This window comes from Hoeflea sp. (genome assembly GCF_984452065.1).
On sequence record NZ_CFHWAF010000045.1, the window covers coordinates 1 to 24,171 of the forward strand.

Sequence of the window (24,171 nt, forward strand, 5' to 3'; positions counted from 1 at the left end):
CGATGAGGCCGAAAAGCCCGAGAAGCGTCAGGCCGTCCGCTACCTCGGAAAAGCAGAGTTTTGCCTGTTTCGTTTCCTTTGTGGCAACAGCCAGCACGCGCTGCCCCCGCATCGCCATCTCTTCGGTTCTGGCGTTCCAGTAATCCGGATCGATCGGCTGATCGTCGTCGCCATCGCGTTGGCGGGTACACATTTCGATGATTTGCTCGGGCGCGCCTTTCAGATAAATGAAACGCTCGTCCGACTGGCCTTGGTGCAGCGTTGCCATGAAGCGGTGAGCCGCGTCGAAAGGGATGGCGTCGGTCCGCGGAAACATCCGGGATTCGGCGGCCGGATCCAGACCTGCCTTGATCGCTGCGGTCAGCAGTGCCCCCTCCATCGGATCACCTTCGACGATCCAGTGTCCGGCCTTGTCCTCAAGGGCTGAATCGTTGCACAACGCCGCGGCGCGTGTGAGCTCCATGAGCTTCGGCCGGTGCTCCGGGCGGACCTGCTCGCCGGCAAGGCTGAACCCGCCCCGCGGCCCGTAGCCGACACCGCTGACTTCGAACATATGGGTCCCGGTAGCGACCGAGCCGACCGTCATTTCGTTGCGCGTCAGCGTACCGGTCTTGTCAGAGCAGATGATCGAAACCGAACCGAGTGTGTCGACAGCCGGCAAACGCCGGGTAATGGCGTTGCGGGCAGCCATGCGCTGGACGCCGATGGCGAGCGTGACCGTGAGGATGGCCGGCAGACCCTCGGGGATTGCCGCCACGGCAAGACCGACCACCACCATGAACATGTCGGCCGGCGCGAAGCCACGCAGCATAATTCCGAACGCAAAAACGAAGCCGGCGAATATGAGGATGGCCACCGTGAGCCAGCGGGCAAAGACGTTCATCTGGCGCAGCAGCGGCGTGACCAGTTCCTGGACTTCCGTCAGCATGCCGCTGATGCGCCCGATCTCCATGGATGCTCCGGTTTCAACGATGATCCCCTGGCCCTGTCCTGCGGCCACAAGCGTTCCGGCATAGGCCATGCAGGTGCGGTCGCCCAGCGGCGCATCGCGGGAGACCGGTTCAACCGATTTGTCGACGGGTACGGATTCGCCGGTTATGGCCGCTTCCTGCGTCCGCAAACCCCTTACCTGCGTCAGGCGAATGTCCGCCGGCACCTTGTCACCCGGTTCCAGAAGAACAAGATCGCCGCACACCAGGTCTTCGGCCGGGACCGACTTTCGATTGGCGTTGCGCAGAACCGTTGCGTGCGGAGACAGCATCTGCTTGATGGCCTGCAGCGCCTTTTCCGCCTTGCCTTCCTGTATGAAACCAATCGCGGCGTTGACGACCGCGACCGCCAGGATGACGATCGTGTCGACCCAGTGTCCGAGTGCCGCTGTAAGCGCAGCCGCGCCGAGCAGGACGTAAATCAGCAAATTGTTGAATTGTGCCAGAAACCGGACCAGGGCGCCGCGTGCCTTCGGTTGTGGCAGCCGGTTGTGCCCAAACTGTTCGAGGCGTTCCGAAGCCTCCCGGTCGCTCAGCCCGTCCGGAGCACCGTTGCGGGCCGCCATGGCGTCATCCGCAGAGACCGCATGCCAGGGTTGACTGCCATCCGGGCGAGCCAAATCGTTCGGCTGAACAATCGCCATCACACTTTTCCTCGTAGAACGCTGAGATCAGGGGAATTTCAAACCTGTCTGAGCAGGGAGGCAGTCACGGGTTTTCCTTGTCCGAATCTGTCGCTGCCGATCGGGTCGCGTGTGCGTTGACGAACGCTTCCAGATCATTGACGGCCACTCGGAATTCACGGCCAAGTCTGATCGCTCTCAATTCTCCGTCATGAATCCAGGCTCTGACTGTCGCTTCATTCACCTTCAGAAGCTCCGCAATATCGTGGGTCGTTTTAAAAGGTTTACTCAGCATTGTTGAGTTTACCTGTGCATCGGTCAACGTTGGTCAGTATCGCTGAAATCATACGAGCAAAAGTTGACACAGATCAAGAAGATTGAACAAAGTTCAGCTACCATGACGGGGAAACGTGATTTCTCAGCGAAGGAGAGACCCCGACCATGGCCGAAATGATGAAAGCAGCCGTTTTCGCTGAACCGGGAAGAATTGTTCTGGAGGACAAACCCGTACCGGACATTGGTTCGAACGATGCCCTTATTCGCCTCACGACCACGACGATTTGCGGAACCGACGTTCATATTCTCAAGGGTGAATATCCCGTCGCCAAGGGACTCACCGTGGGGCATGAGCCGGTGGGGGTGATCGAAAAACTCGGTGCCAATGTGCATGGATACAGTGAGGGTCAAAGGGTCATTGCAGGCGCCATCTGTCCCAGCGGATATTCGAATGCGTGCCTTGACGGACTTTGTGCCCAGGACGGCCAGAGTGCCGCGCATGGCCTGAAGCCGATGGGTGGCTGGCGGTTCGGCAACACCATCGACGGCGCCCAGGCGGAGTTTCTTCGGGTGCCGGACGCGATGGCAAATCTGGCGCCGGTGCCGGATGGTCTGACCGACGAGCAGGTGCTGATGTGCCCTGATATCATGTCGACGGGTTTTGCCGGGGCCGAGGCGGGCAATATCAAGATAGGCGATACCGTCGCGGTGTTCGCCCAAGGTCCGATCGGGCTTTGCGCAACCGCCGGCGCCAGGCTGCGCGGCGCCTCGATGATCATTGCCGTGGACACGGTTCCCGAACGGATCGAAATGGCCAGGTGTGTCGGAGCCGATATGGTGATCGACTTCAACAAGGTCGATCCGGTTGAAGAAATCATGCGGGTCACGAATGGCCGTGGCGTCGACGTGGCGATCGAGGCACTTGGGTTGCAATCGACGTTCGAGAGCTGCCTCAGGGTGCTGAAGCCCGGCGGAACCCTGTCAAGCCTCGGTGTCTATGCCGAGGACCTTTCTATCCCGCTCGCTGCCTTTCATGCAGGACTGGGTGACAACAAGATCGTCACATCGCTGTGCCCCGGCGGCAAGGAACGCATGCGCCGATTGATGAATGTCATCGAATCCGATCGTGTCGATCTGACGCCACTGGTCACCCACCATTTTGCGCTTGACCAGATCGAAGAGGCTTACGAGCTTTTTGCGAACCAGCGGGACGGCGTGCTCAAGGTCGCCATAACGCCATAGGGCGATTGCGGACCCGGTTCATGATGATTGAGCCAATTGACATGGAACAGGTTTTTCTCAGCCTGGCACTGATATGGGTGTTGCTGGTCGCCGCCAATTACATTCGGCGAACGTCGACGCTGTTGTCCTACCTGTTTCTCCCGGGCTCGGTCATTGCGGGTCTTGCTGCTCTTGCCGTCGGGCCCGATACGCTGGGTGCGCTGACGCGCCTGGCGTACGGCCCCGACGGTCCGTTGTCGCAGGGCTTGATCCCGGCACACATCAGGGAGATCTGGCACAGCTTGCCCGGGATACTGATCAACGTCGTCTTCGCCTCGCTGTTTCTTGGAAAAATCATCCCCGGAATGCGCGCCATCTGGCGACGCGCGGCGCCGGTCGTCACCTATGGTCAGACGATCGCCTGGGGTCAGTATGTTATCGGCTTTCTCCTTGCGATCTTCATCCTGGGCCCGGTTTTCGGCATCAATCCCATGGCCGGTGCGCTGATTGAAATCGGCTTTGAGGGAGGACACGGCACGGCGGCCGGATTGATCCCCGTCTTTGAGGAGATGGGCTTTCGCGAGGGCGCCGATCTGGCTCTCGGACTGGCAACCGTCGGCCTCGTTTCGGCCATCGTAACCGGCACGATCCTGATCAACTGGGCAGCAAGGACCAACCGCCTCCATACCAGGGCCACGCCGCTTGACGCTGAGGCTGTTCCGGAGGACATGGCGGCACTCATGGAAAATCAGTCTGCTGAAGGTCATCGCGAGGATGATGACCACCCGATTGACCCTCTTTCACTGCACCTCGGGCTGATAGGCATCGCGATTTTTCTCGGGTGGTCAGGTCTGCAGATCCTGATTGCCGTCGAGAGCATGACGTGGGGGCGCCTGTGGGGTGTGGAGTTGATGGAGCATGTCCCTGTCTTCCCTTTCGCCATGATCGGCGGCGTATGCGTGCAAATCGTGGTTACCCGTTGGTGGGGCCGTCATGTCGTCGACCGCCATCTGATAAATCGTATCGCCGGTACAGCGCTGGATGTCATCATTGTCGCTGCCCTTGCGACCTTGTCCCTCACGGTTATCGGAGAACATCTGGTGCCTTTCTTGCTCCTTGCAGTTGCCGGTATTGCGTGGAACGTCACGGGTTTTTTGTTCCTCGCGCCCCGGCTAATCCCCAACTGCTGGTTCGAAAACGGCATCCCCAACTTCGGCCAGTCCATGGGCATGACGGTGACCGGTATGCTGCTTTTTCGAATGACAGATCCGGCCAACCGTTCCGGTGGCCTTGAGAGTTTCGGTTACAAGCAGTTGCTGTTCGAGCCGATTGTCGGCGGCGGCCTTTTTACCGCGAGTGCCCTGCCGCTCGTCGCTCAGTTTGGCGCGCCCGCAATGCTTGCGGTGACCGCAGGGCTGATGATTGCCTGGCTGATGTTCGGATTGCTTGTTATCGCCCCCGCCGCACACCAATCTCAGGCGCGCTGAGTTCAGCGGTGCGGCAAGCGATACCGGACCATTTCGGTCTTTCACTCAAAAAACCAAGCAATTGAGTTTCCTCGCCACGCATTGTCTTTTTTTTGAATTTCCGATCGGTGGGTCAGTCTGGAGTTCAACCGTTGCCGCGCAATCAGATCAAATCCGCCTCCCGCCGATGCAACGTCGATTGCTCATAGGCGTATGCCTGCCGAATAAGAGCAGCTTCACTCCATTGCGGACCAAGGAAGATCAACTCGAATGGAGCACCCGATTCATAGTAGCCGGCAGGAACAGTCACCGCCGGCAACCCGGCAATATTCAGCTCGCCGACAGTCGTCTCTCGTATCGCATCGCCGGAATGAAGCTCCGGAAGCTCTTCGAGCATTTGCGGATAAACAAGTCCATTGAGGTCGTACCTGTCAAAAATCTCGCCAATCAGCTCGAGATAGCGCCGCTTCAACTCGACGAATTCGGGCATGGCAGGCGGTGTGGCCGGGGACTTTATAGCCTCGACGAAATCAGGCAGTTCATAGAGATAACCGAGAATGGCCCCCTTTTCGGTAATTTCTTCGATATGGGTCGCACGGGCAAACTCCTCCCAGTTTTTCAGTGCCGCGCCGGGGCCCAAGCGCTGCAGGTAGCAGGTCATGTCGTAGGCAATCGATTCCAGACCGCGCCCGTCAAAGAAGGGCGTGCCAGGTGTTATCTGCCGGTAGGACGCAAAGTCTGTTCCGTCAAAGGGATCCTCGACCAGTTCGGCCCCGGCCAGGACAAGTTCCTGCCTGGCGCGCTCATACAGTTCTGCCGTTTCCGGCGACAATTTGTCGGGTCGCCAACCCGGCCCATAAAGACCCAGTCGCTTGCCTTCCAGACCGTCCTTTGACAGGTTCGCCGCATAGCCTTCAGCCGGAATCCTGCCCACGCAGGCCAGGGTTTTCGGGTCTTCAATCGTGTATCCGGCCAACACGCCCAGCCCATGAGCCGCATCCTCAACGGTGCGGGCAATAGGGCCGACAACGTCCCGATTGCTGGACAAGGGAACCACGCCTGCATTCGGGACCAGGCCAATCGTCGGCTTGATTCCGACCAGGCCCTGTGCTGACGCCGGGTTTTGAATTGAACCGCCCGTTTCTTCCGCCAATCCAATGACAGCCATATGGCTGGCAATGGCGGCCGCAGTTCCCGCGCTCGAGCCGCCCGGAGCGCGTTCGCGATGGGCCGGGTTTATGGTCGGCCCTGCCCAACTGTCATTTGCGTGCGTACCGGTCCAGCTCAGTATGGGGACATTGGTCTTGCCCAAAATGATGGCGTCAGCCTCACGCATCCGGGCAACAACCGGACTGTCGCGCTCCGGTATCAGGTCAACGCCGCCGAATTCTGAATTGAGCCTTTTCCAGCCCGCGGTGGTGGGAACCCCTTCCATGTCCATGGGGTCCTTGACCACGATGGGAACACCGGCCAACGGACCGACCGGCTCTCCCGCGGCTATGCGCCGGTCTATGTCCCTTGCGGTTTCCAACGCCGCTTCATTCTCGAAAATGATGGCGTTGAACACCGGATTCATACGTTTGACCTGCGCGATTGCCGCAATGGTCAGATCTTCCGCCGTAAAACGTCCGCTGAAAAGCCCGTCTCGAATGTCACGGATGCTTAGTGATCCCAAATCTGTTGCTTCGCCCATTCCTGTATCCTTCTCCTCAGTTCTTCAAACCGTCATGTGTTCGTGCACCAGATCATCGGTAAGTTGCATCGCCGCCCCTTCCGCAACGATCTGACCTTTCTCCATCATTGCAAAACGGTGGGAGACCTCGCGGACAAACCGGACATTCTGCTCAACCAGAACCACGGTAAGACCCAACTCCCGATTGAGCTTGAAAATGACCTGCTCGATCTCCTCGACGATGGAAGGCTGGATGCCTTCATTAGGCTCGTCGAGCAGCAGAAGTTTCGGATCGGCGGCAAGCGCGCGTGCTATAGCCAGCTGCTGTTGCTGGCCACCGGAAAGAAGCCCACCCGCGCGATCCATGTTGTCGCGAAGATAGGGAAAGAGTTCCAAGACAATCCCTGGAATCCGAGGCTTCGTGCCAACGCGCGCGAAGCCGCCCATAAGGATATTTTCCCTGACCGAAAACTCGGGAATTATTTCCCTGCCCTGGGGGACATAAGCGATTCCCGACCGTGCTCTATGGTGCGGCTCGCTGGATGCAATGTCTGTTCCCTCCAAATGGATTTCACCGGTGACACGGTCGGTCAGCCCCATCAGGGTCTTGAGAAGCGTTGTCTTGCCGACGCCGTTGCGGCCGAGAATTGATGTGACCTCACCGCTCTCGACCTCCAGGGAGAGATCGTGAAGGACACGACTGCGGCCGTAGAAGCTGTTGAGATTTTTGATCGAGAGCATCAGGAAATTCCCGCCGATCCCAAGTAAGCTGCGCGGACTTCGTCATTCGATTCGATTTCCGAAACCGACCCTTCCGCTATCACTTTGCCCAGATGAAGAACCGTTATGACTTGCGCAATTTCGCGCACGAAGCTCATGTCGTGTTCAATCACCAAAATGGTGTGCTCACCGCGCAGCCTCTTGATTATCTCGGCGGTTTTGTAGGTTTCGTCATGCGTCATGCCCGCCGTCGGTTCGTCCAGCAAAACGACCTTCGGGTCCTGAGCCACCAATATACCGAGTTCCAACCACTGGGTTTGACCGTGACTTAGATGGGCCGCCAGTTGTGTCTGAACGTCGTCCAGCCCTATGAGTTCCATTATCTCCGCGACACGGTCCCGGTCGCTTTGGGACATCGCGAAGCGCAAATTCCTGAAAACCGATTGGCCGTGACATCGCGCGACTTCGATGTTCTCTTGAACCGTCAGATTGCGGAACACGCTTGGAATCTGGAATTTGCGTCCGACCCCGGCCAACGCGATCTTGTGTTCAGTCCAATTTGTGATATCGCGATCGAAGATCCGAACCCGTCCCCGGCTGCAATGGATGCGGCCGGAGATCATATCCATCAGGGTTGTTTTTCCGGCACCATTTGCGCCCAGAAGTACAACGCAACTCTCCGTCAGCAACCGACATCTTCACATCGTCGACCGCCACAAACGCTCCGAACTTTGCGGTCACGCCATCAAGAGACAAAGCGTCACGCATCCTGCTTCACCTCCCTTTTCAGATTTGCCGAGGATGCATCATGCGTTTTCGCGTTCATGCGACCGGACCTGGTCAGCCAATCGACGAAATCATGGGCCAGCCCGCCGAGCCCTCTCGGGAGGAACAAAACAACCAACACGAAAATGAGCCCGATGATCGCCTTCCAGGCTTCAACGAGCGTCTCGGTTTCACTGACCTGGGCCTCGGTGAAATTGATGAGTATTGCGCCGATGCAAGCGCCCAATAGGGAGGATCGTCCTCCTACGGCCGCCCAAACGACCATCGTTACAGAGAACGAAAGATCCATGAAGGTCGGTGATGCAAACTCGGACACCAAAACGAAGAGCATGCCGGCATATCCGGCTATTGCCGCTGAAACGACGAAGAAGAATGTCTGGTACATGGGTACATTGAACCCGAGATGGCGGGCGCGCTGCTGATCGTCGCGAATGGCTTGAAGGATTAGACTGGAACGGGTATCGGCCAGGAGCCGCCCGGCGATCAATACAAGCGACAATGATACCGCGACCAGATAGTACATCTGGCGGCTGTAGGGGTCGAACTCATAGCCGAAGATCGTGAGGAAGCCGAGATCGGTGAGGCCGTTGAAGCCGTTGGTAACCGGCTGAGCGTCAATCACGATGAGCCGCACCAACAAGACCAATGCGAGTGTGATAATCGAAACAAACACACCGGATATCCGCTTCTTGAAAACAATCGCTCCGAGCAGCCCGGCGACCACGACAGGGGCCACGATGCCCATGGCAACGCCGAACCAAAGCGATTGGAAGGGGATCCACAGATAGGAGCCCGGGCTGATACAGCAAAGCTCAATCGGTGCGTTGGGCTCCGCGTTCCAGAACATGAAATCCGGTATCGGTTTGTCCGAGCCCTGTTGGAGGCTGGTGGGGCTCATCAGCTTCAAGGACATCGCCATCATGTAGGCCCCAAGTCCGAAGAAGAGCCCCTGACCGAGATTCAGCACACCGGCGTAACCCCAGGTCAATGCGATTGAGAGACCGAGCATTCCATAGACCAGATATTTGGAGGCCCGATTGAGTCCAAAATCATCCATGAAATAGGGAACGACAAAAAGTGACAGAATAAAAAGGCCGTATGCAGCGAGCTGTATCTTCCGCCTTGAAGTCATCTCAGCGCCCCTTGAAGGAAAACAGGCCGTTGGGCCTGAGGACGATTACTGCGATGACCACCGCAAACACCACTGCGCGGGCAATGATGTCGTTGCTGAAGAGCGCGACAAGCGCGTTGATTTCGCCGAGCAGACCGGCCGACAGAACAGTGCCGAAGATACTGCCGACACCCCCCGTTACGACGACCAGGAATCCATCCACCACCAAGGTGCTTCCCATATCGGGAAATACGGTCTTGAAGCCGGACATCATGACGCCGGCCACTCCCGCGAGGCCTGATCCAAACGCAAATGTGAGTGCGTTCACGCGTTTGACGTCAATTCCGCAGGCTGCGGCCATTTGCGGATTGCTGATGATCGCTCTGACCTGCACTCCAAACGACGTTCGATAAAGGATTGCCCATGTGGCCAGGGTGAGAATTGCGGTGACGACGATAATGAACACGCGATAGCCGTTCAACTCCGTACCTGCGAGGTTAATGGTTCCCTGTAACATCGCCGGGACGGAAACATTCTGCAGACCAGGGCCTAAACCTTCGATGTTGTAGCCGAAAAAGGAAAGGCCAAACTCCAAACGGATCGACTGCTGGAGCAATATGGAGATGCCCCAGGTGGCCAGGAGCGTATCGAGGAGACGACCGTAAAGGCGTCTGACGACAAGACGCTCGATCACCAATCCGATCAAGGCGGTCACGACAAAAGCGATGGGGATTGCGGCAAAAAAGTTGAGGTTGAGCCAGATGCTCGACATGACCGTCACATAGGCGCCGATCATGACCATATCGCCATGAGCCATATTGATGACTCCCATGGCCCCGTAAGTAATCGCCAAACCGAGTGCGATCAGCAACAGGATCGAACTCAGACTGAGACCTATGAATATGACTTCGGTCACGCACCTATCCCCAAACACAAGCACCGATCGGCGCCGGGACGTTCGCTGTCCGCAGCGCCGATCTCTCGTTTAGTTCTGCCTTAGAGCTTCTCTTTCAACAGGCCTTGGGGCGTGCAGATCAGATTATCGTTCGTTTCGCCATAAGCGGAATAAGGCAGCGGCTTGATGTTACCCTCTGCCGCGGCGATGATTTTGCTTTGCCCGTCTTCCTGCCACTGGCCGATCCGGGGTGTGAGCGCCGCATGCAGATTGTCGCCATCTATCGTCACCCTCCCTCCCGGAGCGTCATAAGCCTGCCCGCCGAGTTTTTCGCGGACCGTGTCAATGTCCAGGGTTCCGGCCGCTTCGACCGCCTGCTTCCAGATGAAGACCTGGAAGTAAGCGGCTTCCAGCGAGTGATATGTAACGACGTTGGGATCGTTGACCTTGTTGCGGAAGTTCGCAATGAAGGCGCGATTGGCGTCAGTGTCGATTGACTGGAAGTATGGAACCGACGTGTAACTGCCTGCGGCAAATTCAGGGCCCATTGCCTGAATCTCAATTTCGCCGGTAACGGTCGCGCAAATCGGAATATCGTCCTGCGAAATACCCTGGTTCTTGAATTCCCGATAGAAGGCGATGATGGAGTCGCCTACGACATTTGACACGATGGCATCGCAACCGGAATCCTTGATCTTCTTGACCATTGCCGCCCATTCCGAATGCCCGAGTTCGAGATACTCGTCGGCCACCCATTCTGCGCCATTATCGGCCAGAAGCTTTTTTGTAACCTTGGCCATCTCTTTGGGATAAACGTAGTTCGAGCCGACAATGAAGATCTTCTTGCGGCCGTGCTCGTTCACCAGCCAAGGGATCAAATTGCCGAGCTGTTGATTGGGAACTGCGCCTGTATAAAGCACATTGCGAGAGCATTCGAACCCTTCATAGTGCGTTTGATAGTAGAGCATTGCATTGCGCCGCTCGAATATCGGCAGAACAGCTTTACGGCTGGCCGAGGTGTGACAGCCGAATATGTTGGATATCCTGTCGCGCAAGATCAACTTCGAAGCCTTTTCATTGAAGGTTTTCGGGTCCGATGCGCCATCTTCGACAACGACTTCGACCTGCTGGCCGAGCACCCCGCCATCGGCATTGATCTCATCAACAGCCAACTGAACAGCATTTGCCAACAATTTCTCGACGACTGACAAACCGCCGGTCTGCGAGTAAAGCGCTCCGACCTTGATCGTATCTGCGGCCAGTGCCCGACCGATAAGTGCCGGAGTTGCTAGCAACGCTGAAGCTGCCGCGGCGGATTTCAGTAGGTCTCGTCGGTTCAGTGTCATGAATTGTTCCTCTCTGGTTGAGCGAAGACGCGTATTGACCGGTCCAGGGCGGACAGCCAGGCGTCAGGTATTTTTTTATTTTCGGATATGCCGGCCGCACTGCCGGAGCGACAACAAAAAGCCCGCCATGCCAGTTCAAGCATGCGGGCCACCTTGCCGTGCTAGCGTCACAAAAAAGCCTTGCGCGCTCATCTGCCGATGGCCTCGGATCGAGGGGACCGGCAAATGTGTATGTCTTTAACTAACCACGCTTTAGGAGTTCTGGCAAGTTCCCCTCTGATGTGATGATGGCTTCGGCAACCTCTTCCATGCTTAATTGCTGTGCCATGGCCATCTTGCGTATATCCTCATGCGCCTCGGATTCCGATACCGCGTTCTGCGCCATCAGGATCAGTTTTGCACGGTTCAGCTGCTTGTCACCCCTGACCTTGCGCTTGAATTTTCGCAGATCCCTTTGCATGGTTTGCTGAACTTGCCAGGTATTACGGGCGATCGCGAGATTGGTCAGTAATCCGAACGGCTTAATGGGCCGTTCGATAACGGCCATGGCTCCGCTCTCCAACACCATCTGCAGCGCTGTCGGGTTTTCGTAGCTTACAATCGCCAGTATTGTGGGGCCGTGGGACCCCAGACCTGAGACGAATGTTTTGATTTCATCTCTTGCATCGTCTTCTATCGCCAGGAACACGACGTCAGCATCTTTTGACGGCCTTTCGGGAATTGGCCATTCCATCGTTGCGTTGCAACCGATCCGCTTGAGGTGATCCAGCAGAAACTCTCCCTCAGAATTGTCAGGATGCAAGACCTGCACTTTGAGATTTCTGAGGTCGTGAAGACTTGTGAAAGACATTGTGGATGTCACCCGCTCTTGATCTTGTGATCCAGTTGAGCGGGCTCCAACCCGTGACGCGTCATGAATGGGTCGGGCTCTACCGACTTATCAGGTTCATACACAATTTCGTATTTTCCCCGGTCATTAAGTTTGGCAACGCGCGGCCACAGATGGGTATGGTGCGTTTCCGCATCGATACTGACCGGACCCTGTGGCGCGTTGTATTGAACCTGCCCCAAAGCCGGCAGAATATCGCCTAGCCTGTCACTGCCCGCTTCCGCCAAGGCGGCTGCATACAGATGAACCTGGAAATAGGCCGCCTCTGCCGGCGCGGTCGCCGTGATGCCTGGTCCAAAGTTCTCCCGCAGGATCGAAACGAACCTTCGGGCCTCGGGAAGATCCAATGTGTCAAAAAACGGCGATGCCGTAACATGTCCGGCGGCAACCTCGGGCGGCATCAGTGCGAAATCGGCTTCGCTTGTCGACTGGCTGGCAATGGGCATTTTCCGCGCGTCAAAACCGGCTTTCTTGTAAGCCTGGAAGAACGGCACTATGCCCTCGCCGACCACCGTCGAATAAATCACATCGGGTTGCGTTGAGCGAATGCGCTGAATGATCTTTTCGATATGAAGGACGTTCAAGTCGAGCGGAACATAAATCTCGTCAAGAACCTCGCCCCCGATCTTGAGAAACAGCTCTGCAATGATGCGGTTGGATTCGCGCGGATAGATGTAGTTTGACCCGACGATAAAGACACGTTTGCCGTAATTCCTGGACAGGTAATCGACAAGCTGCACAGAATTCTGATTGGGCGCGGCACCGGTGTAAACGCAGTTTCTGGAGTATTCGAAACCCTCATACAGTGTCGGATAGAACAGCAATGCGCCGCGATTCTCGATCGTCGGCAGGGTCGCTTTCCGCGTACTCGACATGTGGCATCCGAAAACCACATTGACACGATCTTCATCACACAATCTCAAGGCGAGTTTTTGATAGATCGAGGGTGTTGAGCACGGATCATAAACCACGGGCTCGATCGGTCGACCGAGCACACCACCGGCTCTGTTGATTTCCTCTATTGCCAAAAGAGTTGCCGCTTGTTGTGTACGCTCAATTGCGCGCGTGACTCCGGTTTCGGAGAACAGGACACCAACTCGCCATTTATCCGGTTTCATCAATTCACCAAAAAAAGGCCCTCACCCCGTTAAGGGTCGAGAGCCTCCCTGCTCTAAGGATGAACGCACTGACAGTGCTCCGTAAAAGGATGTCACCGCTGCTCGAAAAAGGCAAGTCGTCGGCAGGGAAGCACATCGCTGTCATGCAAGATGGGGTTTCTGCCTCGGCTCATTTGCAACCGGTTGGCTCTATCATCCGAATAGTCGTTTGTCTTGCTTGACCACATTATGGATTAACTCGGCAACCAGCCGAATGCGCCCCATTTCCTTGAAATCTTCATGGATCGTCATCCAATAGCTCCGGACGAGAATCTGGTCTTGGACAACCGCCTTGAGCCGGTCTGCGAATTCCGCTGCAACAAAAAACGGCAAGACACCGATCCCGTATCCGGCAAGAATCATGTCGCGTTGGGCGATGATACTTGTGCTGCGCAGTTGAGCCGTCAAACGCGCATCGCCGAACTGGAGATAGTCAAGCTCCCCGGTGTGAAGAAGCGACTGGATGTAACCGCAGATGCGGTGGTTCTGCAGTTCAGGAATACAATCTGGCTCGGTGTGGCGTTCGACGTAGTCCCGACTGGCAAAGAACCCCAGTTTGTAGTCCGTCAGTTTGCGAACCACCAGGTTGCCTGTTGTCGGCCGATCCAGGGTAATAACGATGTCTGCTTCACGAGCCGCCAGCGAATATCGCTGCGGCAAGGCGACAAGCTCGATTTCGATACCCGGATAGCGATCGGAAATCTGGCCCACCCGCTCAGCCAGATACCCGATGCCCAAACCTTCAGGCGCGCCAATTCGAACGACGCCCGACTCGGCATTCAAGGCTGTCTGCAACGCTGACATATCGTTGATCAGGCTTGCTTCCATGCGCTCTGCCGTCTTTTGCAGGCGCAGGCCGGAACTGTTGATCTTGAGGCGCCGCCCTGCTCTCTCAAACAGCTTCAGGCCAAGCCTTTTTTCAAGTTTGTTCAGGCGTCTGGACAGAGTCGTATGATCCATACCCAGCGTCCTGGACGCCGCGGTCAAAGAGCCGGTTCTGGCAATCCCCAAAAATAATCTGACATCGTCCCATTCCGGTTCCTGCATGTATTTTCGCCCAACTATGTTGCACTTGCGCATATTGTATACCCGGAAACCATCACATACGAGTGGCTCGTCAGGAACAAAACTGAGCGGGCAAGACCTTTGACAGACCAGGCAAGTTTTGAAGGCGAATACGATTTTATCGTTGTCGGCGCGGGCACGGCCGGCTGTATCCTGGGCAACAAGCTTTCTGAAAATCCGAATCACCGCGTTCTGGTTCTGGAGGCCGGTGGACGTGACAACTGGATATGGTTCCACATCCCCATCGGCTATCTGTTTGCCATAGGCAATCCACGATCCGATTGGATGTTCGATACCGTCAGTGAAGCCGGACTGAATGGCCGCCGCCTGGCCTATCCCCGGGGCAAGGTGATAGGAGGATCGTCAGCAATCAACGCAATGATCGCCATGCGTGGGCAGGCTGCCGACTATGACGGCTGGCGGCAGGACGGATTGGTCGGGTGGGCGTGGGATGACATCCTGCCGCATTTCATAAATCTCGAAGACCATTTCATGGCACCATCCGAACACCACGGGAGCGGTGGAGGCTGGCGTGTCGAGCCCGCGCGCGTTTCCTGGCAAATCCTGGACGTGGTTGCCGACGCCGCAGAGCAGATGGGCATACGAAAGATCGCGGATTTTAACACCGGTGACAACGAAGGCAGCTGCTATTTCCACGTCAATCAGAAACGGGGTCGAAGATGGTCCTCCGCACGCGGTTTTCTCAAACCGGTTCTGAACCGCCCCAATTTACGCCTTGTGACCGACGCTCTGGTCGATCAGGTGATAGTTGAGGATAAAAGGGCGGTCGGCCTTACGTTCCGGCGTGGCGGCGAGACATGCTTTGTCCGCACGAAAGGCGAGATCATACTTTCCTCCGGCTCCATAGGATCGGTCCAGATCTTGCAACGTTCGGGAATCGGTCCCACGCAATGGCTCAAGGATATCGGCACGCCTGTGACGCATCCTCTTGAGGGCGTCGGCCGAAATCTTCAAGACCATCTTCAGCAGAGAGCCATCTACAAGGTCAGACATGCCAAGACGCTGAATGAGACCTATCACAACTATTTCAAGCGTATCCTCATGGGGGCCGAATACGCCCTGTTCAGGCGAGGGCCATTGACGATGGCACCCTCCCAGCTTGGAATTTTCACACGCTCTTCGAGCAACCATTCCCGTGCAAACCTGGAGTTTCATGTCCAGCCCTTGTCGCTCGACAAATTCGGCGATCCATTGCACGATTTTCCGGCCATCACGGTCAGTGCGTGTAATCTGCGGCCCTCTTCCCGTGGGCATGTTCGGGTTTTGGACGGCGATATTCATTCCAAGCCGGAAATCGCGCCGAACTACCTATCGACACAAGAGGACCAGCAGGTGGCATGTGACGCAATTCGCGTCACACGGCGCCTGATGAAGCAAGAAGCACTCAGTCCCTTTGAACCCGAAGAGTACCTTCCTGGCCCGTCTGTCGGCAACGGCGATGAGGAGTTGGTCAGGGCTGCGGGCGATATTGGAACGACAATCTTCCATCCTGTCGGCACTGCAAAAATGGGACGCGCGTCCGATCGCAATGCCGTCGTCGATGAAAGGTTGAGGATACACGGATTGGATGGGCTTAGAGTGATCGATGCCTCCATCATGCCAACGATCACGTCCGGCAACACCAACACTCCGACCGCAATGATCGCGATGAAAGGCAGTGAAATGGTTTTGCAGGACAACCGGTAAACCAGAGCGTGCCTTGTTCAAATGGAATCAATTGAACGCGGCGATTTTGGCCAGTGACAAGGCGGGTTGCGCGCCGTGGTGTCACCCCCGCCACAAGCGCGAGCCAACGCGGTCAGACGGAAACCTCATCAGCAAAAGAAACTCTCCGGGACTGAGACCAAGACCAACGTCACCGGCCCGTTGCCGCTAAGAACGGAAGCCGGCACGTTTCAGCTCCGCCCCGTTGACAAGGTTCCGGAGTCGGCCCTGACGTAAGCAGAGCATTGCTGTCTCGGCCGAAAGGCGGCGCGCGTCCGTCTGGCTTTCCGGGCTGGACCAGGCGGCGTGCGGCGTGACGATAAGACGATCCTTGACGCCGGACCGGTCGAGGTCCGCATAGCACAGGGCCATCGGATCGTCGCTTCGTGGCGGCTCCTGCGGCAAGACGTCGATGCCCGCACCCGCAATGTCTCCGGCGGCAAGCGCGGCGAGCAGGGCACCGGTGTCGACGATAGCGCCGCGGGCGGTGTTGATCAGGATGGCGCTGCGCTTCATCGCCTTGAGCGCGGCCGCATCGATCATGCCGCGTGTCTCGGCCGTCAGCGGCGCATGCAGGCTGACCACGTCGCTGGCCGACAGCAGGGCTTCAAGGCTCCCCACGCGCTCCACGCCCACGGCGATCTCCGTTCCGGACGGCAGATATGGATCAAAGGCGATCACCCGCATACCGAAGGCCTTGGCCCGCAGCGCCGTTGCGGTCCCGATGCGTCCCAGTCCGACAATGCCCATGGCGGTGCCACGAATGCGGCGCACCAGCGGTGCCCGCGTGAAGTCGTAATTTCCGACGGGGTCGAGCCGGAGATGTTCGTGATAGGCGGTGATACCGCGCGTCAACGCCAGGAGCAACGCCAGCGCATGGTCGGCGACCTCGCTGGTGCCGTAATCGGGCGTGTTGCAGACCGGAATAGCGGCCCGGGCGGCGGCCTCCAGATCGATATGGTCGAAGCCGACGCCCGCCCGCACGATCACCTTGCAGCACCGCAGGCGATCGATGAACGGCTGGTCGATGAGCGTCTCGTGCCAGACCACCAGCGCGTCCGCGTCGCCGATCAGTTGCTCCGGAATGGCGGGCCAGCCGGCGCCGCGTTCCTTGAAGACGTGCCAGTGCGCGTCCTCTCCGGCCATTTGCCGCTCGACCGTCGCATCGTCCGAATATTGTGCGTCAGGTGTCAGAATGTGAAACACGGTGCCCAGTTCTCCATCTTGTTTCCGTGGTCAATGATCGTCCCGGTTACCTACGCGTTGCCGACGGGAAGCCGGCGTTCGCGCATGAAAATGTAGAGCCCCGCGGACACGATGATGGCGCCGCCCAACAACATGTCCGCCCGAGGCACATCGCCGAAGAACAGCCAGCCTAAAAGGATGGCCCAAGGCAGCAGCGTGTACTGGAACGGCGCCGCCACAGCCGCGTCGACCAGCTTCAACGCCCGACTGATGCACACATGGGCAAGCATCGCGACCGCGCCAAGCGCGCACAAAAGCGCAAAGTCCGTTATGTCCGGCGGCACCCAGCCGATCGGTGCGAGCGCCAGCCCGACCAACAGGGCGCCTGTCATCTGCCAGACCACAAGCGTGATATCGGGCGTGCCGCGCAACGCCCGTCCTGTGATCAGCATCAGCGCGAAACACAACATGCCCAAAATAGAGACCAGTGTTGCGCCGAGGTTCAGATCGCCGGCCGGCGCAAGCGCGATCACGACCCCGCAAAAACCGGCAATGATGGCAAGCCAGCGACGCCGGCCGACCCTTTCGCCGAGAAGGAATGGCGACAGGCCAGCGACACAGATCGGTGCAGCCAGCCAAAAAGTCATGACATCGGCAAGCGGCAGGAACCGCACCGCCCAGTAGAAGCAAAAGACTTCGGCGGTGGCGAGTGCGACACGCAGAAACTGAAGACCGGATTTTTCCACCCGCCACAGCGCCGAAACACCGCGGCGCAGCACCAGGGGCACGACGATCACAAGACCCGTGGCGCTGCGCACAAGAAGCACCTGGCCGACGGCATAGGTGGCGACAAGCCATTTGCCGAGGGCATCGTTGAGCGCGAAAAGCAGCATCCCAAGGAGCATCAGGGCAACGCCAAGGCCGGCCGGACCAGCACGGCGAAACGAACCGGCGACATGTGCCATAGGCGTCATGGGGCTCTCAAGGGAAAAACGGGCGGGGCCGTTGCCGGCCCGGCCTCATAGAATTGATCGCGCCGCTCAGTTGCCCCGCAGATCGGCCAATGCGCCGCGAATGCCGTCGACGACATCGACGCCAATGGTCTCGGCATGGCGGTCGTAGACCGGTGCCACGGCATCCCGGATACGCTGCATCTCAGCCTCATCCAGCTCGTTGTAGCGCATGCCGTTTTCCTGGATATTGGCGAGCGACTGGTTCGACAGGTTGCGGCTTGCGACACGTTGCGCGTCACGTCCGATCACGGCGCAGTCGAACAGGATCTGCTGCTCTTCCGGCGAATATGTCCCGAAGATCGGTCCGGAGAAAAGCAGCATGAACGGTGTGTAGGCGTGGCGTGTGGCCGACACGAAATTCTGCACCTGGTAGAACTGTGAGGTCTCGATCGTCACGAAGGGATTTTCCTGTGCGTCAATGGCCCCGGTTTCAAGCGCGGTGAAGACCTCGCCGAACGCCATCGGGGTGGCATTGGTGCCAAGCGTCTGGAAGGTGTCCAGGAAGATGTTGTTCTGCATGACGCGCACGCGCATGCCTTCGAAGTCGTCAAGGCTTTTCACCGGGCGGAGCGAATTGGTGAGATTACGGAAGCCGTTTTCCCAATAGGCAAGGTTGACCACGTCCGATTCTTCAAGCTTGTCGCTGATCATTTGTCCGAACTCGCCGTCGAGAATGGCATCGGCTTCTTCGGCGTTGGCGAAAAGGAACGGCAGGTCAAAAACGCCAAGGGCCGGCTCCAGGCCGACCAGCGGCGACGTGGACGTGATCACCATCTCCTGGGTTCCGGACCGCAGCGCCTGCGTGGCCTGAAGGTCGTCACCCAGCGAAGATGACCAGAAAGCATTCAGTGTCCAGGCGCCGTCGGTCCGCTCGGTCATGCAGGCACGCATTGCGTCGACACCATCGGCAACCGGATGAGTCTCCGAAACGCCGTTCGATACGACGATGGTGCGTTTGGAAATTTCGGCAAGAGAAGGGATAGCCATACCAAGCGACAAGATCGTCGTCATTGCAAGGAGATTCGTGATTTTCATGTCGTCTTTCCTCCGTAGGGGTTGTGTGCGGACATTGGGTTGGTTGCTTCGGCTGCCCGCTCGCCTCATCTCAGGAAATCCAGCGGCACCAGCACGATCTGCGGGAAGGCGATCAGCAGCGCCAGAACCGCGACCTGCGCGAAAAGGAATGGCGCGACGCCGACAATCACCTGGCCGAGCGGCACGCGCGACACGCCGCTGACCACGTTCAGCACAACGCCGACCGGCGGCGAAATCAGCCCGATACAGGTCGTCATAACGAAGATGACGCCGAAATAGACCGGATCGATGCCCGCTTCGCGCACCATTGGCATCAAGACGGGTGAGAGGATCAGGATGGTCGGCGCAAGATCAAGCACCGTGCCGACCACCAGAACCAGAAGAACGATCACCAGCATCAGGAGCTGCGGACGGTCGATCAGGGGCTGGATCAGGTCGCCCACCTCGGCGGGAATGTTCGCCCGGGTGATCAGCCAGGACGTCACCAGCGCCGAGGCGACCAGGAAGAGGACGACCGATGTGGTTTTGGCGGCGTTGACGAACACGCGGTAAAGAAGGGTGACCTTCAGCTCGCCGTAGATGAACAGGCCCACCAGCATGGCGTAGACGGCGGCGATGACCGCCGCCTCGGTGGGGGTGAACACGCCGAAACGGATGCCGCCGAGAATGATCACCGGCATCAGCAGCGCCCAGATGGCGGCCACCGACGCCTGCAAGCGCGCGCTGACCGGCTGGCGCGGCAGGGTCTTTACATCTTCCTTGCGCGCCACGAACACCCACATCGCCATCAGGCTGAGCGCCATCATGAGACCCGGCACGATGCCGCCCATGAAAAGCCCGGTGATGGACACGTTGGCGGCCACACCGAAAATAATGAAGGCAATGGAAGGGGGAATGACGGGCGCGATAACGCCGCCTGCCGCCATCAGGCCTGCCGCGCGCGGAACGTTGTAACCGGCCTCGCGCATCATGGGAATAAGGATCGCCGCCAAAGCCGCTGAATCCGCTGCCGCGGAGCCGGACAGGCTGGCCATGATGACGGCGGCGAAGATCGCCACGATGCCGAGGCCGCCGCGAATGTGCCCGACACATGAGAGGGCGAAATCGACGATACGCCTGGACAGGCCGCCGGCGTTCATCAGCTCGCCGGCGAGCAGGAAGAACGGAATGGCCAGCAGCGTGAAGGTATTGGCGCCGGAGATCATTTGTTGCGCCACGATCTGCGTGTTGAAGATATCCATGTAGAACATCAGGACGATGCCGCAGAACATCAGCGCAAATGCCACCGGCACGCCAAGCGCCAGGGTGCCGAACAACGTGACCAGGAAAACGGCGATCGTCACATCCGGCCCTCGCGGCCCAGGGCTTCGTCCGGTTGGATCTCACCCGCGAAATGAGCGATTTCGGCATCGCTCATCCGGCCCGTCAGGATGCGGGCCAGCCGCCATGCCGCGATCACGGCGATGCCGGCGGACGTGAAGTAGCCGATCCCGAAAACCCAGATCATCGAGATACCCACCACCGCGGCGGTCATGGAGGCGTTGATCCCGTGCTGCTGCCAGGTGCCGTGAAAGAAAACGATGGCGCACAACAGGATGATCGCGTTGGTCGCTCCCATACAGATCAGACGGCCGCGCCGGCCGAACAGCCGCACCAGCGTTTCCACGCCGATATGACCGTGCTCGCCAAACGCCAGAACAGCGCCGGTGAAAGTCAGCCAGACGAAGAAATAGCGCGACATCTCCTCGGAAAAGTTCAGGCCCGTGTTGAACACGTAGCGCAACACCACATTGCCGAAGACCATCACGACCATGCCCGCCAGCAGGCAGAACAGCATGAACTCGATTGCCCTGACCGTCCAACGGGCGGCGGATGTCATGAACGCAGGCCCCGGAAGACGGCAGGGCAAGAGAACCGACCGATACCCGGATCCAGGACCATGGCGAATTGAAACCAATACAAGATACAGTATCCTCCCCGCCATCGACGGACGCCCCGTGCCGCCCCGCCATAATTTTGGCGGGCTGTCACTTTTTTCTTGAATTATATGGTAGCGTATATCATTGTCAATAAAAAATCACTCTTTCCGGCAAAGAATGATGCCCTACTATGGCAAAAAAATATAAAGATAACAAAATTATAACATTAAAGGATGTCGCTTCATACGCTAATGTAAGCGCTATCACCGCATCGCGCGCCTTGCGCACACCGGAGATCGTTTCACCGGAAATGCGCGATCGGGTGAAACGGGCGGTGAAAGAACTCGGCTACGTGCCCAACCCGGCAGCGCAGGCATTGGCATCGAGCCGCTCCAACATCATCGGTGTCGTTATTCCATCGGTCGCCAACTGGGTGTTTGCCGAGGTGCTGAGCGGCATGCTCGATGCCGCCGAGGAAACGGCCTTCGAAATTCAGTTCGTCACCAGCCGCTACGTTGCCGCGCGCGAGACCGGGCTGTTGCGCGTGCTCGCCATCCAGAGGCCGGTGGGCGTGATCGTCACCGGCCATAATCAGAGCCCCGACGGACGGCGCATCCTTGAGGGGATGGGATGCCCCGTCGTTCAGATCATGGAGATCGGCCCCGACCCGATCGACCTGATGATCGGGATCGATCAGGCCGCCGCCGGCGCGGCAATAGTCGAACATCTGATCGCGCAAGGCTACCGCAGGATCGGTTTTCTTGGCGGGCGCATGGACCCGCGTTCGCAGCGCCGCCTGGCGGGTTACCGGGCCGCCATGGCCAGGGCGGGCCTTGAGGAACCCGAGCGCGTCCTGACGACACAGGAGCCGACCAGCATCGCCAAAGGCGCGGAGATGCTCGGGGATTTTCTCGCCCTGTCACCCGATCTTGATGCCGTCTTCTGCAACAATGGCGATCTCGCCCTCGGGGCGCTGTTCGAGAGCCAGCGCCGCGGCATTCGCGTTCCGCAGCAGTTCGGCATCGCAGGCTTCAACGATCTGGATATGGAAGCCTCGGCATTTCCGTCGATCACCAGCGTGCGGACCCACCGCTACGAGATGGGACGCCGCGCGGTGGACATGCTCACCTCGGCGGTAGCGGGCAAAAGACCCGATCCGGCCGTCATCGATCTGGGTTTCGAGGTGATGGCGCGGCAAAGCACCGCCCGCAAGGCTTCGGCCTCGTAGGACACCCAATGGAAAGCGCGGTCGCGCATCAAGGAGAGTTTCGTGCACATTCTCATCATCGGAGCAGCCGGCATGGTCGGCCGCAAGATCACGGCAGCAATCCTGGCCGACCCGACCATCGCGGGGGGCAGGGTCACGGAGCTTTCGCTCGCCGACAGGATCACGCCGCAGACGCATGACTGGTCCGATGGCCGCATGCGCGCGCGGGCGGTCGATCTCGGCGATCCCGCGGTGCCGGCGCAGCTGATCGCCGAGCGTCCGGATGTCATCATCCATCTGGCCGCCGTGGTTTCCGGCGAGGCGGAGATGCATTTCGACAAAGGCTATGCGGTGAATATCGACAGCACGCGCGCGCTGCTGGAAGCCGTGCGCCATGTGGATGACGAATACTGCCCTCGCCTTGTCTTCGCGTCCTCGCTGGCGATCTTCGGCCCGCCCTTCCCGGCGCGCATTCCCGACGATTTCGCACCGGAGCCTCGAACAAGCTACGGCACGCAGAAGGTGATCGCGGAACTGTTGATCAACGACTATTCGCGTAAAGGCATGATCGACGGCGTTTCCCTGCGCCTGCCGACAATCTGCGTGCGGCCGGGCAAGCCGAATACGGCGGCATCGAGCTTTTTCTCCGGCATCATCCGCGAGCCGCTGATCGGTCAACCGGCCGCCTTGCCGGTCCCCGACACGACACGCCACTGGCATGCAAGTCCGCGCAGCGCCGCCGGCTTCTTCATTCATGCCACGGGTATGGACACCGCGCCGCTCGGCCACCGGCGCGCACTCAACATGCCCGGCCTTTCGGCGACCGTGGCCGAGCAGATCGAGGCACTGCGCGCGCTCGCCGGGCAAAGCGCGGTGGATCTGATCCATCCGGCACACGATCCGCTGGTTGCGGACATCGTCGGCGGATGGGGCGAGGATTATGAGGCGAGCCGCGCCCGCGCACTCGGCTTCACCGCCGAGACCAGCTTTGAGGACATCATCAAGGTTCATATCGAGGACGAGCTTGACGGTGCCGTCGCGGCGCCGACGGCCGGTATTCCCGCTGAAGAGGAACAAATCCAATGAACAACAAAACCGCGATCGTGACCGGGGCCGGAACCGGCGTCGGGCGTGCCGTGGCCAAGGCGCTTGCCGACGACGGCTGGCATATCGCTTATGCCGGCCGGCGTGAGGCGCCGCTTTCCCGGGCCGCCGGGGCAGCCGATCCCTCGGGCGCATCCAGCCTGATCGTTCCAACCGATGTTACCGATCCCGAGGCGGTCGCTGCATTGTTCGACAAGGTGGTGTCCCAATGGGGCCGCGTCGACCTTCTGTTCAACAATGCCGGTGTCGTGGCCCCGCCGGTACCCATGGATGAGCTCGATCTGACGGTCTGGCGCTCGGTGGTCGATGTGAACCTGTCGGGTATGTTCTACTGCATGGCAGCGGCGTTCCGCGTCATGAAGGCTCAGGAGCCGCGCGGCGGCCGCATCATCAACAACGGCTCGATCTCGGCAACGACCCCGCGACTTCATTCAGCGCCATACACGGCGACGAAGCACGCCGTCCTCGGCCTGACCAAATCCGGTGCTCTGGACGGCCGGGACTTCAACATCGCCGTCGGTCAGATCGATATCGGCAATGCGGCAACGGATATGACGGAAAAAATGTCCGATGGCGTCCTGCAGGCCGATGGATCCATCGTCCGGGAGCCGGTGATCGACGCGGCGCATGTCGGCCGGTCGGTCGCCCATATCGCTTCCCTGCCGCTCGATACCAACGTTCTGACGATGAATGTCATGGCATTGAAGATGCCCTTTGCCGGCCGCGGCTAGATCTGCCGGGTCCAGCCGCAAAGGACAGAAATCCGT

Annotated in this window: 21 protein-coding genes and 1 pseudogene; 6 read left to right on the forward strand and 16 right to left on the reverse strand. The window is 58.7% G+C overall.

Annotated features, from left to right (window positions below; all coding sequences use genetic code 11):
• On the reverse strand, window positions 1-1,633 hold a 1,633-nt coding region (locus tag AC5E6N_RS10700; RefSeq protein WP_491747809.1), incomplete at its 3' end, for an HAD-IC family P-type ATPase.
• A gap of 64 nt (window positions 1,634-1,697) precedes the next feature.
• On the reverse strand, window positions 1,698-1,907 hold the full coding sequence (locus tag AC5E6N_RS10705) for a helix-turn-helix domain-containing protein (RefSeq protein ID WP_491747810.1): 210 nt from the start codon (window positions 1,905-1,907) through the stop codon (window positions 1,698-1,700).
• A 146-nt stretch (window positions 1,908-2,053) separates the two neighbouring features.
• On the opposite strand from AC5E6N_RS10705, the gene AC5E6N_RS10710 reads away from it, so the two are divergent.
• Window positions 2,054-3,130 (forward strand): NAD(P)-dependent alcohol dehydrogenase, encoded by a 1,077-nt coding sequence (locus tag AC5E6N_RS10710; RefSeq protein ID WP_491747811.1) that lies wholly within the window; start codon window positions 2,054-2,056, stop codon window positions 3,128-3,130.
• A 41-nt stretch (window positions 3,131-3,171) separates the two neighbouring features.
• Window positions 3,172-4,596: a sodium/glutamate symporter gene (locus AC5E6N_RS10715; protein ID WP_491747812.1), complete on the forward strand. Its 1,425-nt coding sequence runs from the start codon at window positions 3,172-3,174 to the stop codon at window positions 4,594-4,596.
• A 142-nt stretch (window positions 4,597-4,738) separates the two neighbouring features.
• On the opposite strand, the gene AC5E6N_RS10720 is transcribed toward AC5E6N_RS10715, so the two are convergent.
• From AC5E6N_RS10720 to AC5E6N_RS10760, 9 genes and pseudogenes are all read right to left on the reverse strand, one after another.
• The gene (locus AC5E6N_RS10720) at window positions 4,739-6,268 is read right to left on the reverse strand and encodes an amidase (protein WP_491747813.1); all 1,530 of its coding nucleotides are present in this window, start codon (window positions 6,266-6,268) and stop codon (window positions 4,739-4,741) included.
• Window positions 6,269-6,292: 24 nt separating this feature from the next.
• Window positions 6,293-6,988 (reverse strand): urea ABC transporter ATP-binding subunit UrtE, encoded by a 696-nt coding sequence (gene urtE / locus AC5E6N_RS10725; RefSeq protein WP_491747814.1) that lies wholly within the window; start codon window positions 6,986-6,988, stop codon window positions 6,293-6,295.
• Window positions 6,988-7,735, reverse strand: a pseudogene (gene urtD / locus AC5E6N_RS10730) (urea ABC transporter ATP-binding protein UrtD). The gene urtE and the pseudogene urtD overlap by 1 nt, the downstream one beginning before the upstream one ends.
• On the reverse strand, window positions 7,728-8,885 hold the full coding sequence (gene urtC, locus AC5E6N_RS10735) for an urea ABC transporter permease subunit UrtC (RefSeq protein ID WP_491747815.1): 1,158 nt from the start codon (window positions 8,883-8,885) through the stop codon (window positions 7,728-7,730). The pseudogene urtD and the gene urtC overlap by 8 nt, the downstream one beginning before the upstream one ends.
• A 1-nt stretch (window position 8,886) precedes the next feature.
• Window positions 8,887-9,780, reverse strand: a complete 894-nt coding sequence (urtB, locus tag AC5E6N_RS10740; protein ID WP_491747835.1) for an urea ABC transporter permease subunit UrtB — start codon at window positions 9,778-9,780, stop codon at window positions 8,887-8,889.
• Between the two features lie 80 nt (window positions 9,781-9,860).
• Entirely contained in the window at window positions 9,861-11,105 is a 1,245-nt protein-coding gene (locus AC5E6N_RS10745; RefSeq protein WP_491747816.1) for a transporter substrate-binding domain-containing protein, read from the reverse strand.
• Between the two features lie 241 nt (window positions 11,106-11,346).
• Window positions 11,347-11,955 (reverse strand): ANTAR domain-containing response regulator, encoded by a 609-nt coding sequence (locus AC5E6N_RS10750; RefSeq protein ID WP_491747817.1) that lies wholly within the window; start codon window positions 11,953-11,955, stop codon window positions 11,347-11,349.
• An 8-nt stretch (window positions 11,956-11,963) separates the two neighbouring features.
• Window positions 11,964-13,115 carry a transporter substrate-binding domain-containing protein gene (locus tag AC5E6N_RS10755; RefSeq protein WP_491747818.1) on the reverse strand — a complete coding sequence of 384 codons (1,152 nt, stop codon included), beginning with the start codon at window positions 13,113-13,115 and terminating at the stop codon, window positions 11,964-11,966.
• Window positions 13,116-13,304: 189 nt separating this feature from the next.
• On the reverse strand, window positions 13,305-14,198 hold the full coding sequence (locus tag AC5E6N_RS10760; protein WP_491747819.1) for a LysR family transcriptional regulator: 894 nt from the start codon (window positions 14,196-14,198) through the stop codon (window positions 13,305-13,307).
• A gap of 99 nt (window positions 14,199-14,297) precedes the next feature.
• On the opposite strand from AC5E6N_RS10760, the gene AC5E6N_RS10765 reads away from it, so the two are divergent.
• Window positions 14,298-15,923, forward strand: a complete 1,626-nt coding sequence (locus AC5E6N_RS10765) for a GMC family oxidoreductase (protein WP_491747820.1) — start codon at window positions 14,298-14,300, stop codon at window positions 15,921-15,923.
• 186 nt (window positions 15,924-16,109) lie between these two features.
• Here AC5E6N_RS10765 and AC5E6N_RS10770 read toward each other — a convergent pair whose 3' ends face one another.
• The 5 genes from AC5E6N_RS10770 to AC5E6N_RS10790 all read right to left on the reverse strand — a co-directional run bounded on the left by AC5E6N_RS10770 (window position 16,110) and on the right by AC5E6N_RS10790 (window position 21,053).
• Window positions 16,110-17,147: a C-terminal binding protein gene (locus AC5E6N_RS10770; RefSeq protein ID WP_491747821.1), complete on the reverse strand. Its 1,038-nt coding sequence runs from the start codon at window positions 17,145-17,147 to the stop codon at window positions 16,110-16,112.
• A gap of 50 nt (window positions 17,148-17,197) precedes the next feature.
• Window positions 17,198-18,100: a DMT family transporter gene (locus AC5E6N_RS10775; protein ID WP_491747822.1), complete on the reverse strand. Its 903-nt coding sequence runs from the start codon at window positions 18,098-18,100 to the stop codon at window positions 17,198-17,200.
• A gap of 66 nt (window positions 18,101-18,166) precedes the next feature.
• A complete protein-coding gene (locus AC5E6N_RS10780; RefSeq protein ID WP_491747836.1) occupies window positions 18,167-19,168 on the reverse strand; it encodes a DctP family TRAP transporter solute-binding subunit in 1,002 nt (333 codons plus the stop codon).
• Window positions 19,169-19,239: 71 nt separating this feature from the next.
• Window positions 19,240-20,517, reverse strand: coding sequence for a TRAP transporter large permease (locus tag AC5E6N_RS10785; protein WP_491747823.1), 1,278 nt, complete (start codon window positions 20,515-20,517; stop codon window positions 19,240-19,242).
• A complete protein-coding gene (locus AC5E6N_RS10790) occupies window positions 20,514-21,053 on the reverse strand; it encodes a TRAP transporter small permease (RefSeq protein ID WP_491747824.1) in 540 nt (179 codons plus the stop codon). Before AC5E6N_RS10790 ends, AC5E6N_RS10785 begins: the two co-directional genes overlap by 4 nt.
• Before the next feature lie 230 nt (window positions 21,054-21,283).
• Between AC5E6N_RS10790 and gntR the strand changes: the two genes are divergently transcribed.
• Genes gntR through AC5E6N_RS10805 form a run of 3 tightly spaced genes read left to right on the forward strand, consistent with a single transcriptional unit; the run spans window position 21,284 to window position 24,135 of the window.
• Complete coding sequence (gene gntR / locus AC5E6N_RS10795; protein ID WP_491747825.1) at window positions 21,284-22,321, forward strand: HTH-type transcriptional regulator GntR; 1,038 nt, start codon at window positions 21,284-21,286, stop codon at window positions 22,319-22,321.
• A 42-nt stretch (window positions 22,322-22,363) separates the two neighbouring features.
• Window positions 22,364-23,386, forward strand: coding sequence for a D-erythronate dehydrogenase (denD, locus tag AC5E6N_RS10800; RefSeq protein ID WP_491747826.1), 1,023 nt, complete (start codon window positions 22,364-22,366; stop codon window positions 23,384-23,386).
• On the forward strand, window positions 23,383-24,135 hold the full coding sequence (locus AC5E6N_RS10805; protein WP_491747827.1) for an SDR family oxidoreductase: 753 nt from the start codon (window positions 23,383-23,385) through the stop codon (window positions 24,133-24,135). The genes denD and AC5E6N_RS10805 overlap by 4 nt, the downstream gene beginning before the upstream one ends.
• Window positions 24,136-24,171 lie beyond the last annotated feature (36 nt).

Excerpts from the sequence above, each read along its gene's own strand:
- AC5E6N_RS10805 (WP_491747827.1), top strand. The coding sequence starts at position 23,383 with ATGAACAACAAAACCGCGATCGTGACCGGGGCCGGAACCGGCGTCGGG.
- urtC (WP_491747815.1), bottom strand. The coding sequence starts at position 8,885 with ATGACTTCAAGGCGGAAGATACAGCTCGCTGCATACGGCCTTTTTATT.
- AC5E6N_RS10710 (WP_491747811.1), top strand. The coding sequence starts at position 2,054 with ATGGCCGAAATGATGAAAGCAGCCGTTTTCGCTGAACCGGGAAGAATT.
- AC5E6N_RS10720 (WP_491747813.1), bottom strand. The coding sequence starts at position 6,268 with ATGGGCGAAGCAACAGATTTGGGATCACTAAGCATCCGTGACATTCGA.
- AC5E6N_RS10705 (WP_491747810.1), bottom strand. The coding sequence starts at position 1,907 with ATGCTGAGTAAACCTTTTAAAACGACCCACGATATTGCGGAGCTTCTG.
- AC5E6N_RS10745 (WP_491747816.1), bottom strand. The coding sequence starts at position 11,105 with ATGACACTGAACCGACGAGACCTACTGAAATCCGCCGCGGCAGCTTCA.
- AC5E6N_RS10790 (WP_491747824.1), bottom strand. The coding sequence starts at position 21,053 with ATGACATCCGCCGCCCGTTGGACGGTCAGGGCAATCGAGTTCATGCTG.
- AC5E6N_RS10750 (WP_491747817.1), bottom strand. The coding sequence starts at position 11,955 with ATGTCTTTCACAAGTCTTCACGACCTCAGAAATCTCAAAGTGCAGGTC.
- urtE (WP_491747814.1), bottom strand. The coding sequence starts at position 6,988 with ATGCTCTCGATCAAAAATCTCAACAGCTTCTACGGCCGCAGTCGTGTC.
- AC5E6N_RS10760 (WP_491747819.1), bottom strand. The coding sequence starts at position 14,198 with ATGCAGGAACCGGAATGGGACGATGTCAGATTATTTTTGGGGATTGCC.
- gntR (WP_491747825.1), top strand. The coding sequence starts at position 21,284 with ATGGCAAAAAAATATAAAGATAACAAAATTATAACATTAAAGGATGTC.
- AC5E6N_RS10715 (WP_491747812.1), top strand. The coding sequence starts at position 3,172 with ATGGAACAGGTTTTTCTCAGCCTGGCACTGATATGGGTGTTGCTGGTC.
- AC5E6N_RS10775 (WP_491747822.1), bottom strand. The coding sequence starts at position 18,100 with ATGACGCCTATGGCACATGTCGCCGGTTCGTTTCGCCGTGCTGGTCCG.